Origin of the sequence: Reichenbachiella versicolor (assembly GCF_003171675.1) — a bacterium.
In the GTDB taxonomy this organism is placed as follows: domain Bacteria; phylum Bacteroidota; class Bacteroidia; order Cytophagales; family Cyclobacteriaceae; genus Reichenbachiella; species Reichenbachiella versicolor.
In genome coordinates this window covers 22,114-39,175 of record NZ_QFZQ01000013.1, presented here as the reverse complement: position 1 = coordinate 39,175, position 17,062 = coordinate 22,114, and the positions used below count along the sequence as shown (strand labels likewise).

The 17,062-nt window shown below is 37.0% G+C and carries 15 protein-coding genes; 11 read left to right on the top strand and 4 right to left on the bottom strand.

The window, feature by feature from the left end:
• The first annotated feature begins 102 nt into the window (after positions 1–102).
• From DKG80_RS19940 to DKG80_RS19925, 4 genes are all read left to right on the top strand, one after another.
• Positions 103–2,343, top strand: a complete 2,241-nt coding sequence (locus tag DKG80_RS19940; protein ID WP_109833150.1) for a Tex family protein — start codon at positions 103–105, stop codon at positions 2,341–2,343.
• Positions 2,344–2,653: 310 nt separating this feature from the next.
• Positions 2,654–4,537, top strand: coding sequence for a hypothetical protein (locus DKG80_RS19935; protein WP_109833149.1), 1,884 nt, complete (start codon positions 2,654–2,656; stop codon positions 4,535–4,537).
• A gap of 7 nt (positions 4,538–4,544) precedes the next feature.
• Entirely contained in the window at positions 4,545–5,054 is a 510-nt protein-coding gene (locus DKG80_RS19930; protein ID WP_162556011.1) for a hypothetical protein, read from the top strand.
• Between the two features lie 46 nt (positions 5,055–5,100).
• Positions 5,101–6,471, top strand: coding sequence for a pyridoxal-phosphate dependent enzyme (locus DKG80_RS19925; protein ID WP_109833147.1), 1,371 nt, complete (start codon positions 5,101–5,103; stop codon positions 6,469–6,471).
• Between the two features lie 89 nt (positions 6,472–6,560).
• Here the strand turns inward: DKG80_RS19925 and DKG80_RS19920 are convergent, their stop codons facing one another.
• From DKG80_RS19920 to DKG80_RS19905, 4 genes are all read right to left on the bottom strand, one after another.
• The gene (locus DKG80_RS19920) at positions 6,561–7,124 is read right to left on the bottom strand and encodes a hypothetical protein (RefSeq protein ID WP_109833146.1); all 564 of its coding nucleotides are present in this window, start codon (positions 7,122–7,124) and stop codon (positions 6,561–6,563) included.
• A gap of 172 nt (positions 7,125–7,296) precedes the next feature.
• Positions 7,297–7,776, bottom strand: a complete 480-nt coding sequence (locus DKG80_RS19915; protein WP_109833145.1) for a RidA family protein — start codon at positions 7,774–7,776, stop codon at positions 7,297–7,299.
• A gap of 217 nt (positions 7,777–7,993) precedes the next feature.
• Complete coding sequence (locus tag DKG80_RS19910; RefSeq protein WP_109833182.1) at positions 7,994–8,455, bottom strand: SRPBCC domain-containing protein; 462 nt, start codon at positions 8,453–8,455, stop codon at positions 7,994–7,996.
• Between the two features lie 99 nt (positions 8,456–8,554).
• Entirely contained in the window at positions 8,555–9,145 is a 591-nt protein-coding gene (locus DKG80_RS19905; protein ID WP_109833144.1) for a Crp/Fnr family transcriptional regulator, read from the bottom strand.
• A gap of 289 nt (positions 9,146–9,434) precedes the next feature.
• Here DKG80_RS19905 and murI point away from each other — a divergent pair, with 289 nt between their 5' ends.
• The 7 genes from murI to DKG80_RS19870 all read left to right on the top strand — a co-directional run bounded on the left by murI (position 9,435) and on the right by DKG80_RS19870 (position 17,061).
• Positions 9,435–10,241, top strand: a complete 807-nt coding sequence (murI, locus tag DKG80_RS19900; RefSeq protein ID WP_109833143.1) for a glutamate racemase — start codon at positions 9,435–9,437, stop codon at positions 10,239–10,241.
• 111 nt (positions 10,242–10,352) lie between these two features.
• Positions 10,353–11,399: an NADH-quinone oxidoreductase subunit NuoH gene (gene nuoH / locus DKG80_RS19895; protein ID WP_109833142.1), complete on the top strand. Its 1,047-nt coding sequence runs from the start codon at positions 10,353–10,355 to the stop codon at positions 11,397–11,399.
• Positions 11,282–12,574: a 4Fe-4S binding protein gene (locus tag DKG80_RS19890; protein ID WP_245907049.1), complete on the top strand. Its 1,293-nt coding sequence runs from the start codon at positions 11,282–11,284 to the stop codon at positions 12,572–12,574. The genes nuoH and DKG80_RS19890 overlap by 118 nt, the downstream gene beginning before the upstream one ends.
• Positions 12,574–13,098 carry an NADH-quinone oxidoreductase subunit J family protein gene (locus DKG80_RS19885; RefSeq protein WP_109833140.1) on the top strand — a complete coding sequence of 175 codons (525 nt, stop codon included), beginning with the start codon at positions 12,574–12,576 and terminating at the stop codon, positions 13,096–13,098. Before DKG80_RS19890 ends, DKG80_RS19885 begins: the two co-directional genes overlap by 1 nt.
• Positions 13,095–13,397, top strand: coding sequence for an NADH-quinone oxidoreductase subunit NuoK (gene nuoK, locus DKG80_RS19880; RefSeq protein WP_109833139.1), 303 nt, complete (start codon positions 13,095–13,097; stop codon positions 13,395–13,397). The genes DKG80_RS19885 and nuoK overlap by 4 nt, the downstream gene beginning before the upstream one ends.
• On the top strand, positions 13,390–15,420 hold the full coding sequence (locus DKG80_RS19875) for an NADH-quinone oxidoreductase subunit 5 family protein (RefSeq protein WP_109833138.1): 2,031 nt from the start codon (positions 13,390–13,392) through the stop codon (positions 15,418–15,420). Before nuoK ends, DKG80_RS19875 begins: the two co-directional genes overlap by 8 nt.
• Before the next feature lie 12 nt (positions 15,421–15,432).
• Positions 15,433–17,061 (top strand): complex I subunit 4 family protein, encoded by a 1,629-nt coding sequence (locus DKG80_RS19870; RefSeq protein ID WP_109833137.1) that lies wholly within the window; start codon positions 15,433–15,435, stop codon positions 17,059–17,061.
• Position 17,062: the final 1 nt, after the last annotated feature.

Below are 17,062 nucleotides of genomic sequence, written 5' to 3'. Positions count from 1 at the left end.
ATGACTGTGGAAAACTTTCTACGAACTAATACAAAATCAAACACTGATTAATTCACTCTCCCACTTATTTTTGATGCCCGAATTTTGAAAACGACATTTTCTATGAGTCAAAAACATATTTCCATTATTGCGCAAGAGTATAGCTTACCTGTTAGTAGTGTAGCCGCAGTTATTGAACTTTTGGACGAAGGTGCCACGGTTCCTTTCATTTCTCGATATAGAAAGGAACGAACAGGTAGTATGGATGAAGTACAGGTCGGGAATGTGAAAGAAAGAATCAGTAAACTCAGAGAGATTGACAAGCGTCGTGAAGCTATTCTAAAGTCCATCGATGAACAGGGAAAATTAACTGATGAGCTGAAGAAGAAGATAGAGGCAGCAGATTCAATGGCTGTTCTTGAAGATATATATTTACCATATAAACCAAAGAGAAAAACGAAGGCTTCTATTGCGAAAGAAAAGGGGTTAGAGCCATTAGCAGAAACACTTTTCAACCAAGGAACTGTAGATCCTGAAGAGATTGCTCTGAAATATATCAATGATGAAAAAGGGGTAGAGGATCTTGAACAAGCTTTACAAGGTGCGAGAGATATTATAGCCGAATGGGTAAGTGAAAATAGTGAAGTGCGCTCGTCTCTTAGAAAGATGTTTATCAGTAAGTCTACCATCACATCAAAGGTTTTCAAAGGTAAAGAACAGGAAGGGCAGAAATATAAAGACTACTTTGAGTGGTCGGAGCAATTAAAAAATATCCCATCGCATAGACTTCTAGCCATGAGAAGAGGTGAGAAAGAAATGATCCTATCTTTAGATATTCATCCAGATGAAAATGAGGCTATTTATGCCATCGAAAACAAAGTGGTAAAAGGAAGTACTGCTTGTTCAGGGCAAGTAAAAATAGCGTTGAAAGATGCTTATAAGAGGTTGTTAAAACCATCAATGGAGACTGAAACTAGAGTTCAGTCTAAAATCTTTGCAGACGAAGAAGCGATCAATGTCTTTTCTGATAACCTTAGGCAACTGTTACTCGCACCAGCACTTGGTCAAAAAAATGTAATGGCTGTAGATCCAGGGTTCAGAACAGGTTGTAAAGTGGTTTGCTTAAATAGACAGGGTAAGCTGCTTGAATTTGAAGCTATTTATCCAAATCAGCCGCAAAATAGACAGCGTGAAGCAGCTATGACAGTGGCTCATATGGTACAGAAGCATAATATTGAAGCGATTGCGATTGGTAATGGTACAGCTAGCAGAGAGACTGAAGACTTTGTTAAGTCAATAGGTCTTCCAAGTAACGTGATCATAGCGATGGTCAATGAAGCTGGAGCGTCAATTTATTCGGCTTCAGAAGTAGCTAGAGAGGAATTTCCAAACGAGGACGTAACAGTTAGAGGTGCTGTATCAATTGGACGTCGTATGATGGATCCATTGGCAGAGCTGGTGAAGATCGATCCTAAATCGATCGGAGTAGGACAGTATCAACACGATGTAGATCAAAATATGCTCAAAGGTTCGTTGGACACCATTGTAGAGAGCTGTGTAAATGGAGTAGGTGTGGAACTCAACACTGCCAGTAAGCAACTTTTAACTTATGTATCTGGACTTGGGCCGCAGTTGGCGGGCAATATAGTCAAGTATAGAGATGAAAATGGCCCGTTTAAGACTAGAAAGTCTTTGATGGATGTTCCAAGAATGGGAGCTAAAGCTTTTGAGCAAGCGGCAGGTTTCTTGAGAATTAGAAATAGCAAGAATGTATTAGATGGAAGTGCAGTTCATCCAGAGAGATATACCACTGTGGAGCAGATGGCAAAGGACTTGAATTGTACCGTACAAGATTTGGTAAAAGACAGTGCTTTAAGAGGGAAGATTGATTTGAAGTCCTACGTTACTGAAGAAGTAGGATTGCCTACATTAAAGGATATTATTGATGAATTAGCTAAACCAGGTCGCGACCCGAGGGATAAGTTTGAAGTGTTTCAATTCCAAGAAGGAGTTAACGAAATCAAAGATTTGAAGATAGGTATGAAGATCCCAGGAATTGTTTCAAACATCACAAAGTTTGGAGCATTTGTAGATGTCGGGGTTCATCAGGATGGTTTAGTTCATGTTAGTCAACTGTCGGATTCTTTTGTCAGCGATCCATCAAAAGTGGTAAAACTTCAGCAACAAGTGCAGGTGACAGTGACTGAGGTAGATGTAGCAAGTAAACGTATTTCGCTATCTCTTAAGTCAGATCCATTTGGTAAGCCGAAGAAGAAATTCGAGAAAAAGAGAAATGAGCAGCAAACGCCAGATGGAGACTTACAATCTAAACTAGCTATGCTTAAAGGTAAGTTTAACTCATAAATGACTTCTAAAATAGGGGTGCTTCTAAATGAGTTAATAATATTCAGAATCATTTGAATTGGTTTTCAGTAATAGGCTTTGCATTTTATCATGTGGTGATAATTCAGAGAAGAAAACTTGAATTTGGAAGATTATTTTCTGTCGATTTGAAGCAAGGCTATATTCGTAACCTCATATTCTTGGGATTTGAGGTTACGGTATGTAGTATTGCTAAGTATGCGTATTGTCTTGATAATGGGTAAATTGCGCAATTAGAATATTTCGATCAGCTATAGTATTATTCATTTTTGAGAGACCTAAAAATACCGTTATGCCAAAATTCTATTATTTAGCATTTATAATCAAAGCCTGTCTTATCTGTAGTAGTGCACAAGGGCAAAAATTAAAGTATAAGGATATTTTTCCAGAATTGGACGCCAAAAATTATGAGGTAGCTCTTCCTAAGTTAGAAGCATTCTTAGCTGAGCCAAAGAATTCTGATCATCCTAATGGGAATTATCAAATGGCTATCTATTATGATCAGATTGTAGATAAGTCTCATTTGATCAAAGACTCTACTGCTATATTAGAAGCTTCAGCAAAGGCTCTAGAGTATTTTACCAAAGCCAAGGAGTATATCACGGAGAAGGAATTAAAGAAGAATGACGATTTTTATCAAAGTTTTTATAGGCGAGATCTTAGGACAGGAGAGTTTGGGATCAAAATATCAGACGTGCATCTCGATATAGAAAAGAAAATCGAAAGTATGGAAGCTCTTCAAAAGTATGGAAAGGAGATCTTTAAAAAATTACAATTGGCAAATAAATCAAATGCATTTTGTACTGCAGCATATAAGAACCTGTTTCAAAGATTTGAATCTTACAATGACCTTTTACTGATGGTAGGAGAGCCTCAGATTGACACTCTTAAAGAAATGGCAGATCGTGAAAGTATCATGAAAGATGCTTTCGATGATGTTCGTAGAGCAGTGAGTAAAATTGGTAAAAAAGGATATAGTCCCGAACTTAATTTGGTGGCTATTGAAACGTACGGCGTCGACGGATTGACAGAAGTGGATGTTTTTCAAAACGATGTAGAGGCATGGGAATATGGAGAGTGGGCATATGGAGTAGTGAAAAAAATTGAAGGAGAGATAGGTGAGCTAAGAACTCAGTTATTAGCATTCGATAAAAAAATCAAAAAGGAAAATGAAAGCTTAAAGGGTCTTGAAGATATAGCCTTTGAGACGTTGACCCATGAAATAGATCCATACATAGTAGAAAAACTAGCTGATCTTGATGAAGATCCTCTTCCTGTAGATTTATTTATGATCCAAATCAAAAAGAATGAGTACGATTTCATGGTTAACCCCGAGCGTAATACAAGAATTGGGAACTTGGATGACGTGGATTTTCAGCTGATGTTTACTGATAGTTTAGTCAGCGTGCTGGAATTGATGGAAAAGGATGTGGCTAAGCTTCAAGAGAACTATGTACTCCAAGGTCAAAAGAAATATACAAACTTTATCAAGAATCAATATGGAGGTGACTTTGGTATACTGAAAATTCGTAAGGCCTATGAAGAGTTCTTCGCTAACTCTAAGGAGAAATGGATCATGCTAAACCGTGAATATACTGAACGTGCTAAATGGGGAATAGCTGAAGATGAGTCAGATACAATCTTTTTAGATGTCGTGGCTGATTCGTTAAAAGCTGACCTATCAGTTGATGAAGACCTAGTGGCTGCAAACTATACTGTCGCGATAGATAGAGATGATGAGTCCAATATCTACGTGGTAGGAATAGATAAGAAGAATGTAGGAAAGGGTTTTGTAGCTATGGTGTCCAATGCGCGAAAAATCGTGTGGAAAGAACCTTTTGAATTAGGAAGGTTTACCTACAATGATTCTACGGAATTGGTTAAAGGGAAATTTGTTCCGTCCCAAGAAGGCAAACTAACAGCTTATGTTTATACGAGTGCAAAAAATCTAAAAAAAGTGAACCTTTCATCCAACTTAGTAGTAGTTAACGCTGATAAGGTTGGACAAGTGGCTTGGACTAACGAAATTGTGGCAAAAAATGAGCCAGTTGAAGTGAAATTCAATGAACTAGTGAAGGAAACAGTGCTTTATATGATGACAGAGGAAGAAATGGAAAGCGCTGGACCTGAAGATACGGCCTATTATGTAATCGACCGAAGTGGAAAACTCAGATAAACTGAAAGTGATAAAGAATTCAATACTGGCGCTACTTATTGGTAGCGCTTTTTTTGCATGTGTAGGGGATATAGGGACTAATTTAAAATCTGAGCAGGCTCAGAGATTATTATCTGGAGATACTGTAAAACACTGGGTGAGAGTAGAGAGATTTGAAAGTGGGGACGAAGTCGATGTTTCTACTTGTGAACAGAGTGTTTCTTTTACTTTTACCAATTTTGCTGAGGAAGCTGATACTTTATATTACTTCTATCAATTTCCTACGGAGCAGTGCGATGAAGGTGTAATCAAACGAATCCGTTCAAAAGCAGTATATGAGCTGGAAAGCGATATTGATAATAATTTCAAAGGTAAAGTGAAACTGTCAGAGTTTATTCCAGAAGAAAATACCATTAGCGAATTGACCATCATCGATTTGACTACAAGATATATGAAGCTAGAGTATAGAGAAGGAGATACGGATATCGTAGAAATCTTTGATGGCTCGGCAGAATATCAAAATATCACCTTAGAATAATTATCTAGTTTTACATCCGAAACGGCACTAAATCGTAAGTCTCAGTATGAAGTACTACAATACTATCGTAGAAACTATTGGCAATACGCCATTGGTTAAATTAAACAATGTCAATGAAGGCATTGAGGGAACTATCTTAGTGAAGGTTGAATATTTCAATCCGGGCAACTCTATGAAAGACCGCATGGCGTTGAAGATGATAGAGGATGCTGAGGCTAGAGGAATATTAAAACCAGGAGGAACGATCATTGAGGGTACTTCTGGTAATACTGGTATGGGGTTAGCTTTAGCAGCAATATCTAAGGGGTATAAGTGTATTTTTACACTAGCGGATAAACAAAGTCCAGAGAAGATAGATATCCTACGAGCGATGGGCGCTGAGGTACATATGTGTCCTACCAATGTGGAACCAGATGATCCAAGGTCATACTACAGCGTAGCTAAAAAACTCAATAACGAGATTCCTAACTCGTTTTATCCAAACCAATATAACAACCCATCCAATTCTGTAGCTCACTATGAAACTACCGGGCCGGAAATTTGGAGAGATACTGAGGGTAAAATTACTCACTATGCAGCAGGGGTAGGTACTGGAGGGTCAATGTGTGGTACCGCCAAATATCTGAAAGAACAAAAACCAGAGGTAGTAACAGTAGGAATCGATACGTATGGTTCTGTATTTAAGAAGTATAAAGAGACTGGTAAGTTCGACGAAAATGAGGTTTACCCATACTTGACAGAAGGTATCGGCGAAGATATTCTTCCTAAGAATGTTAACTTCGACTTGATAGACAACTTCGTCAAAGTGACTGATAAAGATGGAGCCTTAATGACTAGAAGGCTGGCAAAAGAAGAGGGACTTTTTGTAGGTTGGTCATGTGGTTCTGCAGTATTTGGAGCCTTAGAATATGCTAAAGAAAACCTCAAAAAAGACGACGTAATGGTGATTATTTTACCAGATCACGGGACTAGATATCTAGGCAAAATTTACAATGATAATTGGATGGAAAGTCATGGGTTCAATGAAGGAGGAGACTTTGCCACTGCTAGAGCTATCATAGAAGGCCGGACCGATGATGAACTATTTACACTGAAGTCTGATATGTCTATTGGCGAGGCTATTCAAACAATGAATGAGCACGGTATTGATCAAGTACCAATAGTAGAGGAAGGTAAGTTTGTAGGAAGTGTTTCTGACTCCAAGATATTAAAATCGCTGATTGAGAATCCAGAGTTGAAAACTCAGCCTATTGAGGATATAATGGATCCTTCATTCCCATTTATAGCTTTAGATACTACGGTAGATGTGATGTCTACCAGACTAAATAAAGACTGTAAGGCTATACTAGTGAGGGATGAAAACAACAAAACACATATTATTACGCAGACGGACTTATTAATGTCATTGACAAAATAATGCTGTTTTGATATCGAAAACTTTTAAGGCTGGGTAGTTTCAGCCTTAGGGGCTATATCTTAATTCTTTACCTTGAAGAAATTGAAAACTTAGTTTGCAGCCATCATAGTGATGGAATTGTAGTGATCAAATAACGCAGTAAGCCCCTCATCACTTTTAAAGTTGATTTTATTCTCTTTTACAAAATCACTCATTTCCTTTTCAAATCGGCCATCAAAAACTTCAAAAATTTCTTTTTTGCTCATTCCGAGAGAATAAATATGATTTCCTTTCATGATGAAATACGGGGGATACTCTTGGTCATCGTATTGGCTGAATTTTACACCTTCTCTATATAGTAATGGAAGCCCACCATCTGACAGCGCTCTAAATATGACTGTTTTACTCATGCCAAAGGAACCAGTATAATAGATTTCTTCGTTTCCATTTTTAAAAGAGGAGACCTTTTGGACATTCTTAGCATGGAGAATAGATATGTTACCGTCTTTTCGTATCTGAACTGTGTTCTTTTCTAAATTGACCTCAATATCTCCGGGGATCACTTTCCCAAAACTCATCACATATCCTTTGGCATGGGTCTCATATTCTTGCCCAGAAACCAACAATGAAAGCGTACAAAACGCAATCGTCAAACACTTCTTCAGACCTTCCATAACTTTATAGCTGAGGTAAAGAAACTTAAAACCAATACCTTATAGAACTAGTCAATGGAGGTTTAATTAAGACTTAAAAATTGATCTAAGAAGTAATGCCGAATTGATGTTTTTGTAATGGTCAGTTAATATCTGCTAATTAAGTAATTCATGTTACTTTTGAACAGAGTGTTTATGATGATACAGATTTCTCTATAGTAAACGAGGCAGTCAACCCTACGCTAAAATTACGTGGAAGTTTGTGAACTCCAAATATAGCCCTTGAGTGTTGTCCTTTGTCTTCCAGTATCTTAACAAACAAGTCGGACGCACCATTCACAACCTTTGGCGAGTCATCCCAATCTTCTCCAGATTGGAAATATGCATCTATGTGATTAAGACCGACAACCTTTTCAAATCCTACTTTCTCATCTATCTGTGCCAGAACATTTAATGCACATAGCTCCATAGCTTTATATCCATCTTCTGTAGAAAGCCCGTTTCCGGATACTTCGAACCTTCCTTGATACTTATATTCATCGTTTAGAATTGGAAATTGAATTGCTACATAAGCAATGTTCTCGCGGATGTTGACAGATACATAATTACCTCCAGGTGTGGATGCGTTAGGTAGTTGGTAGCCTAGCTTCTGTAAGTTCTCTTTTGGCGTCATGTTTTTTTGAGTTCAGTATGAATGATGAATATTTTGACGAAGTTAGAAGTTTGTTGAGTCTACCTATTAAAGCAAGTGTCTAAAAAAGTGTAATTATTTTCTTTAGAGAATTTATCAAAGTAAGAATGGTAGAATTAAAGAAATATCAAACAACTTTATAAATGACCAAGAGCCAACGTGAGCGTTAGCCTCACGTTGGCTTATCTGGTTTTTGCTTTTATTTTGCTTCTGCTTCTTTTTTTAAATCCGCAGTAAATTGCTCAAATGATGTGTCAAATGAAGGGATTTTGCTAGCAAAAAGAGGAAACATAAAACCTCCAATTGTTTCCGTCATTGTAAATTGAGTCCCATTTTCTTTTTCGATAATTGTATATGTTCTCTTTCCCATAGAATCTCCCCAAACAAGCTTTTTGTTAGGAATAAATTCTTTTACTTTTAACTTGAAAGTTCTTGTAGAATCTAAAGTGCTTTTTAGTTTTATTTTTTCTCCAAGGTCTATTTTTCCATCTATAGAAATAACGGTGGAGTTCCAAGATGGAAATTCTTTGGCATTGGTGAGTAGTGACCAAATCACTGAAGCATCAGAATTAATGAATTGACTTACTGTAGTGGTACGTTGAAATGTCTTTTTGATTGTTGAGGACTTGCCATTTTGAGCGTTTACTATTGTATTTGTCATGATCATTAGAATTAAAAATAAGTTTTTCATGGATAAATTTTCTATTTGATCACAAAGAAATATAACGCTAAATCAAGTCTGTTTTACATATGTTAAAAACTACTTTTTTAGCTGCTTTCCACCTCGAATTCTTGATAGACTTACTTGTGATATTTGTAGCATAGAAGCAATATCCTTTAAAGGAGCTACCTGAATGAATCGCGGGAACATATATTCTATGTATTGATAATTTCTTGTGGCATCATTAGCAAGTAGATTAACAAAAACATCAATAAGGGTTATATGGACTTGTTCAGTGAGAGAGGTGCCAAATACAGACCAACTTAGAGATTCAGTATACAGCTTTATGAGGTTTTCTCTTGAAATCATAAGAACTTTCGTCTGTTCATAGAATTGTAAAGAAAATTGAGATTTGTCTCTATTCACAAAGCTTTTGTACTCAGTAATGAAGGTTTGTTCTGGTTTCATCCATAACGTTTGTTCTTGTCCATCAGTATCAATGTAAAAGCATCTAGTAATTGAGCTCTCGGCAAAAAAAAGATAATCACAGATTTTACCAGCTTTTGAGATCAAAGAGTTTGCGCTAAAATCCATTTCTTCAAACAGAGATAATCCAAATTGAATTTCTTCATTGGAAAATGAAGGGTTGTGTTTTAATAATTCTTTTTTTACTCTCTCTTTCAATTCCATTTTATCTAAAAGTTTATTTGATCACAGGCAATCAATACACAATGTGTTTATATACATTCCTCTAAAAGAGAAAGTCTAAAAAGGCTTGTATACTAATTAGATGGCTAACAATTAATACTCAATGTAATCAAAGTCAGTCATACTTATGGGTTTTAATGCTTTGAGCAAATTTTCTCCTAAATCCTTTTAGAAGTTCGGTTAGTCAAGTTGGTCATGGATCGAAAGTTGATTGATAGTGAGAAAGCTATAGATTAGCTAAAAGCGCCTTTCTTGTTCATATTTGCATCCTATGATGAAGAAGTCACCAATTGGTATTTTTGATAGTGGTACAGGAGGGCTTACAGTAGCAAAAGCTGTGAAGAAAGAGCTGCCCAATGAAGATATTATTTACTTTGGAGATACAGCACATTTGCCTTATGGAGATAAATCTGCCACTACAATTCAATCCTATTCTATCAAAATTACAAATGTACTTTTGGAGAGAGGGTGTAAGGTTATACTGATAGCCTGTAATTCAGCCTCGGCTGCAGCGTACGAACTGGTGAAAGAATATGTCGGTAGCAAGGCTCTTGTTTTGAATGTAATAGATCCGGTAATAGAAATTCTGGAGAATAGCTATCAAACTAAGAAAGTTGGGCTAATCGGTACACTTCAGACAGTCAATTCAGAAGTGTTTCCATCCAAAATCAAGCAAAAAAGTCTGGATGTAGATTTGGCTAGTTTGGCTACGCCTCTATTAGTTCCTATGATAGAAGAAGGGTTTATTCATAATTCTATTAGTTATGAGATCATAGCCCAGTATTTGGGAGATGAGCGCTTCAAGGAAATTGACGGATTGATATTAGGGTGTACACATTATCCGATCATAAAGTCCGATTTAGATGAACATTATCAGGGCACTGTTCGTATGATAGATTCAGCGGAGGCAGTTGCTCACAGCCTTCGGAATCAATTAGAAAAATTAAATTTACTCAATGAAAAAGAAGATGGAGAAGACCAATTTCTTGTATCTGACTTCACACCAGCCTTCCAAAAAGCTGCTAATCTCTTTTTCAACCGAGAAATCACGCTTGAAAGATATCCTCTTTGGGAATAAAAGCTGTTGTTGCTGATACTCAATCAAAAATTGAGAGGATAGTCATAATCAGTCCTGTCATTTGATAGTTGTTTCAACAACAAATCTTAAATTGCGCTTTTATTTTACCCAATGGTAGCATTCCTTTTTTATCTGCCTTTCTTGTTAGTCTTTGTGATCTTTGCAGTCTATGCTGAGCGTAAGGTGTCTGCTTTTATGCAAGACAGACTAGGTCCTATGGTTGTAGGAAAGTATGGTCTATTACAAACATTGGCAGATGTTTTGAAGATGATGCAGAAGGAGGATATTATTTCCTTCAATGCAGACAAGATTTTATTCATTCTCGCACCATTAATCATTTTCGTCTCCATTTTTACTGGGTTTGCCGTTTTGCCACTTTCAGAAGGAGTAACTGGGTCTGAAGCAGAAACAGGCATTTACTTTTTAATGGCTGTGATCTCACTTGATGTCATAGGCATATTAATGGCGGGATGGGGATCCAATAGCAAATTTTCAATTTTCGGTGCATTGAGATCTGTAGCTCAGATTGTGAGTTATGAAATACCAATGGGACTTTGCATATTGTGTGTAGTGATGCTTTCGCAATCCTTGAGCTTACAGGAAATTTCTATTCAGCAAACTGTGTCCCTTTCAGGGTGGAATGAAGGATGGACGGGAATAGGAGCGTGGTATATAGTGAAGTACCCATTCTTAATAGTGGTTTTTGTAATCTACTTTATCTCCTCATTAGCGGAGTCAAACCGAACACCTTTCGATCTTCCTGAATCTGAATCTGAATTAATAGGAGGTTTTCATACAGAGTACTCAGGGTTCAGATGGGCTGTAATAATGTTGGCAGAATATGGGATGATGCTGTTGACAGCATTAGTTGCAGTTATTATGTTTTTTGGAAGTTGGAATACATTCTTACCGAATGTAGGGTTGATGAAATTAGCTGATTGGACTTCTGGTAGCTCAGGTACATTGTCGGCACAATTGTGGGGTGGATTTTGGCTTATTTCAAAAGCTATGTTGATAGTGTTTGTTCAAATGTGGGTACGTTGGACATATCCAAGAGTCAGAGTAGATCAAATGATGAAACTGAGTTGGAAATATCTGACTCCGATATCTTTGTTGATGGTGTTTTTAAGTGGGATTTGGAAATTGTGGATAGGATGAAATACTACTTTGCTAGAATCATATCGACATTTATCTCCTTGTTCATCGGTCTAAAGATAACTTGGAAGCACTTTTTAGATGCACGTACATCGCGAAAGCCGATTGGTGTAAAGGATAAAGGTTACTTTGAACATAAAGATGGGATATTTACACTGCAATATCCAAAAGAAGAATTTCCAGTACCTACGAATGGACGTTATAAACTTCATAATGAAGTGGACGATTGTATTGTGTGTGATAAATGTGCTAAAGTTTGTCCAGTCAATTGCATAGATATTGAGCCTATCCGTTCTGTAGAAGAGATAGGTAAAACCTCAGACGGTACTTCGAAGAAAATATATCCTGCTAAGTTTGATATTGACATGTCTAAATGTTGTTTCTGTGGTCTGTGTACTGTGGTCTGTCCTACCGAGTGTCTAACTATGACTAAGGAACATGATTTTAGTGTTTTCGATTTGAAAGAGCATAATGTAGAGTTCTCGGTAATGTCTGAAGAGCTAATCGCTCAGAAGAAAAAGGAGATCGACGAATTCAATGCTGCTAAAGAAAAAGCAAAAACTGCTGCTGCAGCTAAAAAAGTAGCAACAGGAGTTGCTAAACCAAAGTTGGGATCAACTACTGACATTGGGGGTGGAGATGAGAAAAAATCAGTTAAGCCAGCATTTAGACCAAAATTGAAATCTTCTCGTGAAAGAGTAGAGTCAGAAGACAAGTCTGAGATTAAAAAGCCAAAGGTTTCCGTTAAACCAAAGGTTAAAGGAAACTTGGATGATGAGGATTCTAATAAACCTAAAGCAGCGAAGCCTGCCTTTAAACCAAAGGTGAAATTAAAACCGAAAACGGAAGGGAATTTATCGAGTAACGAAGAGGATAGACCTAAAAAACCTGTATTCAGGCCTAAGATCAAGCCCAAGACGGAAACCACTAATGAGGAAGATAGTAGTTCAAAACCTTCTAAACCAGTAGTTAAACCAAAGGTGAAGTCAATTTCTAAAACTGATTCTACAGAGACAACAGAGGATATTAAGCCTGTCAAGCCAGTTTTTAAGCCTAAGATAAAATTGAAAAAAGACCAAAAGGATGAGGATGAAAGAGGGGGGCAGTCTGAATCAAACGAAGGGAAATCAAAGAAGCCTGTGATTAAGCCCAAAATCAAAAAAAATAATAAGGAATAATGGGGAATATAGATTTCAACATATTAGCCTTTTATTTCTTCGCAGGTATGTCGGTGTTTGGTGCATTGATGATACTATTCACTAAGAATATTGTACATGCTATTTTTATGCTTGTGCTCGTGTTCTTTGGAGTCGCAGCTATATATATAGTTTCCAATGCGGAGTTTGTAGGGATCACACAAATATTAGTCTATATAGGAGGACTTCTTATATTGATGACTTTTGGCCTGATGCTATCACAGAGAGTGGATGGTAGTAAATTGTTGTCAGGGAATAAGTTAATAATTCCTGCTGTGCTTTTGACAGGAGCTTTAGGGATGATATTTTATCGTTTGTTTCAAGCACCATTTCCTTTGTTTTCTGCATCTGTAAAAAAAAGTGCATTCACCATCACAGAAACTATTGGAATCAAGCTCATGAGCGATCACCTGCTGATGTTGGAATTGACGGCAGTTTTTTTATTAATGGCTTTAGTGGGGGCTGCATATATCGCTGGAAGGGGTTTAAAGAAACAAAAAAGATGATACCAATAGAACATTATCTTGTATTCAGCACGATACTATTGGTGATAGGTTTATTGATCATCATAGTAAAAAGGAATGCCATAATGGTTTTGGCAGGAGTTGAATTAATTCTTAATTCTGCCAATATCAATTTTATAGGGTTTTCGAAGTATGACCCAAGTTTGACTGGACAAATGGCGTCACTGTTTATTTTGGTTGTGGCAGTAGCTGAATCAGCAGTGGCTTTGGCGATCATTTATCAGATCTTTAAAAATCAAGGAGTGTCTAACGTAGATGAGTTGACGGAGCTAAATGGTTAAGGAAAGTTTGATATGGCTGTTGTTAATTCTGCCGATGGCAGGTGCTATAGGAGCATTCTTTGTACCTAGAAGATTAGCGGGCTGGGTACACGTGTCTTTTTCTGCTTTGACACTTTTAATTGGTACTATATTCATCCTTGATTCACCAGTCAGTTTTACACAAAGTGTGGATTGGTTTACAGTCGGCGATAATACATTTAAAATAGGCTTTTATTATGATTCACTAACTGCTGTAATGGCTGTAGTAGTCGGTATTGTAGCTTTAATGGTGTCTGTCTTTTCAGTCGAATATATGAAGCACGACACTGGTCAAAATAGGTACTTTGCATATTTGGGTTTATTTGCTTTTGCGATGTATGGTATCGTGATTTCGTCAAATCTACTGATGACTTTTGTCTTTTGGGAGTTGGTAGGATTCGCTTCCTACTTATTAATAGGTTTTTGGTATAAACAAGAAGCTCCTCCTAAGTCTTCCTTTAAGGCGTTTCTAATGAACAAAATAGGGGATGTAGGTTTTTTACTTGGGATTTTCTTAGCTTGGAATATTTTTGGTACCCTAGAAATTCGCACCCTTTTAGATCAAGTCAGCACTTTAGGTTTAGATTCCTTTGGGGCTTCTTCATTTATGATATCTGCGATGGGAATTGGGCTGTTTTTAGCAGCGGTAGGTAAGTCTGCACAATTTCCACTACAAACATGGTTACCAGACGCTATGACTGGCCCGACACCTGTATCTGCATTAATGCATGCTGCCACTATGGTAGCAGCTGGAGTATATTTGATGGTAAGAGTATTTCCATTACTATCATTTGAAGTATTGCAAAATATGATTATTGCTGGAGGCTTAACAGCATTTATGGGAGCTTTTGCAGCTTTTGCTCAAACAGATATTAAGAAAGTATTAGCCTATTCCACAGTGTCACAACTTGGGTTCATGATAGCCGCTGTAGGTTCTGGATTTCCACTGGCAGCATTTTTTCACTTAGTAACGCATGCTTTTTTTAAGGCGGGTTTATTCCTGTGTGCAGGTAGTGTTATTCATTATTTTCATGAAAGCCATTTAGAAGGAAACGATGGAAGTTTTGATCCTCAAGACATTCGAAATATGGGAGGCTTAAGGAAAGTACTTCCAGTGACCTTTTGGGTGTTTACAGTATGTATGCTCTCTCTTGAAGGTATACCATTGTTTTCAGGTTTCCTGTCTAAGGAATTGATTCTGACAGGATTGTTATCAGGTAGTCAAGTACCCATTTGGGTCACATCCTTGGTGTTTTTATCAGTTTTAATGACAGCAGCGTACATGGGAAGAGTGTATTTTATTGTCTTTTTCGGTGAGTATAGACGACCAAGATTCAATGAATCACTTAAGATTAAACTTCCCTTGATTACATTGGCTGTCTTGTCTTTGGGCTTCGTTTTTGTTTTGAATCCAGTCAATTTGACAAGTGGGTGGTTACATGATAGAATTATTCCTATAACAAAACTGAATGGTCTTATTCATTCACCATTGATTACTGTGCTTTCTATAGTATTAGCCACTTTAGGAATACTTATATCCTATTTATATGTACAAAAGAATGGGTTAAATGCCTTAATGGTTAAGTTGAAATATGTATTCTATTCTACTTCAATGCATCATTTTTACTTGGATTATTTCTACAGAAATATTTTTTCCAAGTTTATGATAGCCAAAGCCAAAGCAATCTATTATTTCGATAAGTATGTTTTTGATGGGATAGTAAATCTATTGCCTCGGTTGCAATTGAGCTTGGCCAAGCTTATTGATTGGATTGATAAAAATATAATAGACGGTATAGTAAATGGAATCGCCAAAGCGGATGTGGTTGTTTCCTTTGTAGCCGGTTGGGTTGATAAATATATATTAGATGGCTTAATAAATGGGGTAGCATCACTATCCAAGTTTCTGGGGGATAAGGCTAGAAATATTCAAGGTGGAAACGTTCAACTTTATTTTGTTTGGGCATTATTTGGAATGATGGCTATCTACTATTTTTTAAGATAAGAGTTTAAAAACATGATTGGAGATCATTTATTAACAACGCTGATTTTCTTGCCTTTGCTTGGTGCATTAGTAATGCTATTTGTGCCAACTGACAAGACTATAATTATCAGGTTTGTTGCATTGGGTACGATGCTTTTAGAGCTATTGTTGACCTTATTAGCGGTAAGCAGTTTTGATTCGTCAGTGATAGGTTATGGATCAGAAAGTTTACAGCTAGTTGAAAAGATGCCATGGATTGACCTAAGTATTGGTTCGTTTGGTAGTCTATTAATTCAGTATTTTGTTGCTGTAGATGGACTAAACATAACCTTGGTTTTGTTGTCAGGTATTATTTTGCTTATAGGTGTGATCTCATCTTGGAATATTCAGAAACAAGTTAAAGGTTATTTTATCCTGTATATGATACTAAGCACAAGTATCATGGGTTGTTTCCTTGCAATCGATATGTTTTTGTTTTTTCTCTTCTTTGAATTTATGCTCCTTCCTATGTACTTTTTGATAGGTATTTGGGGAGGAAAAAAGAGAGCTTATGCTTCTATAAAGTTTTACATTTATACTCTCGTAGGTTCATTGCTTATCTTGATTGTAATGATTGGACTAAGTTTGTCCGTAGTAGAAGTACCAGGAGGTAATATTCATACTTTTAATATCATGAAAATGATGAGCCCTGAAAACTATCTTTCAGGTTCAGTTCTGTCCCTAGATTATTCAGGTAGTTTCTTAGGGTGGGATATGAGACATTTGGCATTCTTGCTAGTCTTTTTAGGTTTCGCTATTAAGTTGCCTGCTGTACCGGTTCATACTTGGTTGCCGGATGCGCACGTTGAAGCTCCTACACCTATATCTGTAATATTAGCAGGTGTATTATTGAAAATTGGAGGGTATGGATTTTATAGAATAGGCTATACGATATTTCCAGAAGCGGCACAGACCATGGGATGGTGGATTGGTTTGTTCGGAGTGATTGCTATTATTTATGCAGCAATGATTGCTCTTGCACAGTCTAATCTAAAACGATTGATAGCTTACTCTTCAGTGTCGCATATGGGGTTCGTAATGTTAGGAATGGCATCATTGACCATTGAAGGAAATGCTGGAGCAATTTTGCAACTTTTCTCACATGGAATTATTTCTGCTCTGCTATTTATTTTAAGTGGCGTACTCTATGACAGGACAGATAATCTTCGAATAGCGGATTATAGTGGTTTAGCATCCAAACTTCCACATTTTACGGTAGCGATGGTGATTGCATTTTTTGCGGCATTAGGATTGCCAGGCTTTTCAGGTTTTATTGCAGAGTTTTTGATTTTGGCAGGAGCTTTTGATGGAGCAGTTCATGGTTCTATTTTAGATCATTTTATGCCAGTATTAGGGCTGTTAGGGTTGGTTTTAGGAGCAGCCTATTTTCTCTGGACCTTACAAAAAATGTTTTTTGGTCAATATTGGGTAAGAGATAAACAATGGAAAATGAGTGACCTTTCTGTTCGAGAGTATTTAATGATTGTACCGCTTGCCTTGATGGCATTGTTATTTGGTATCTTCCCAGGATTGATATTAGACTTATCAAACCAAACGGTAATTGGGTTCGTTGAGTTTGTACAACAGCAAGGTGATGTAAATCTATCTATTTTAAATAAGTAAA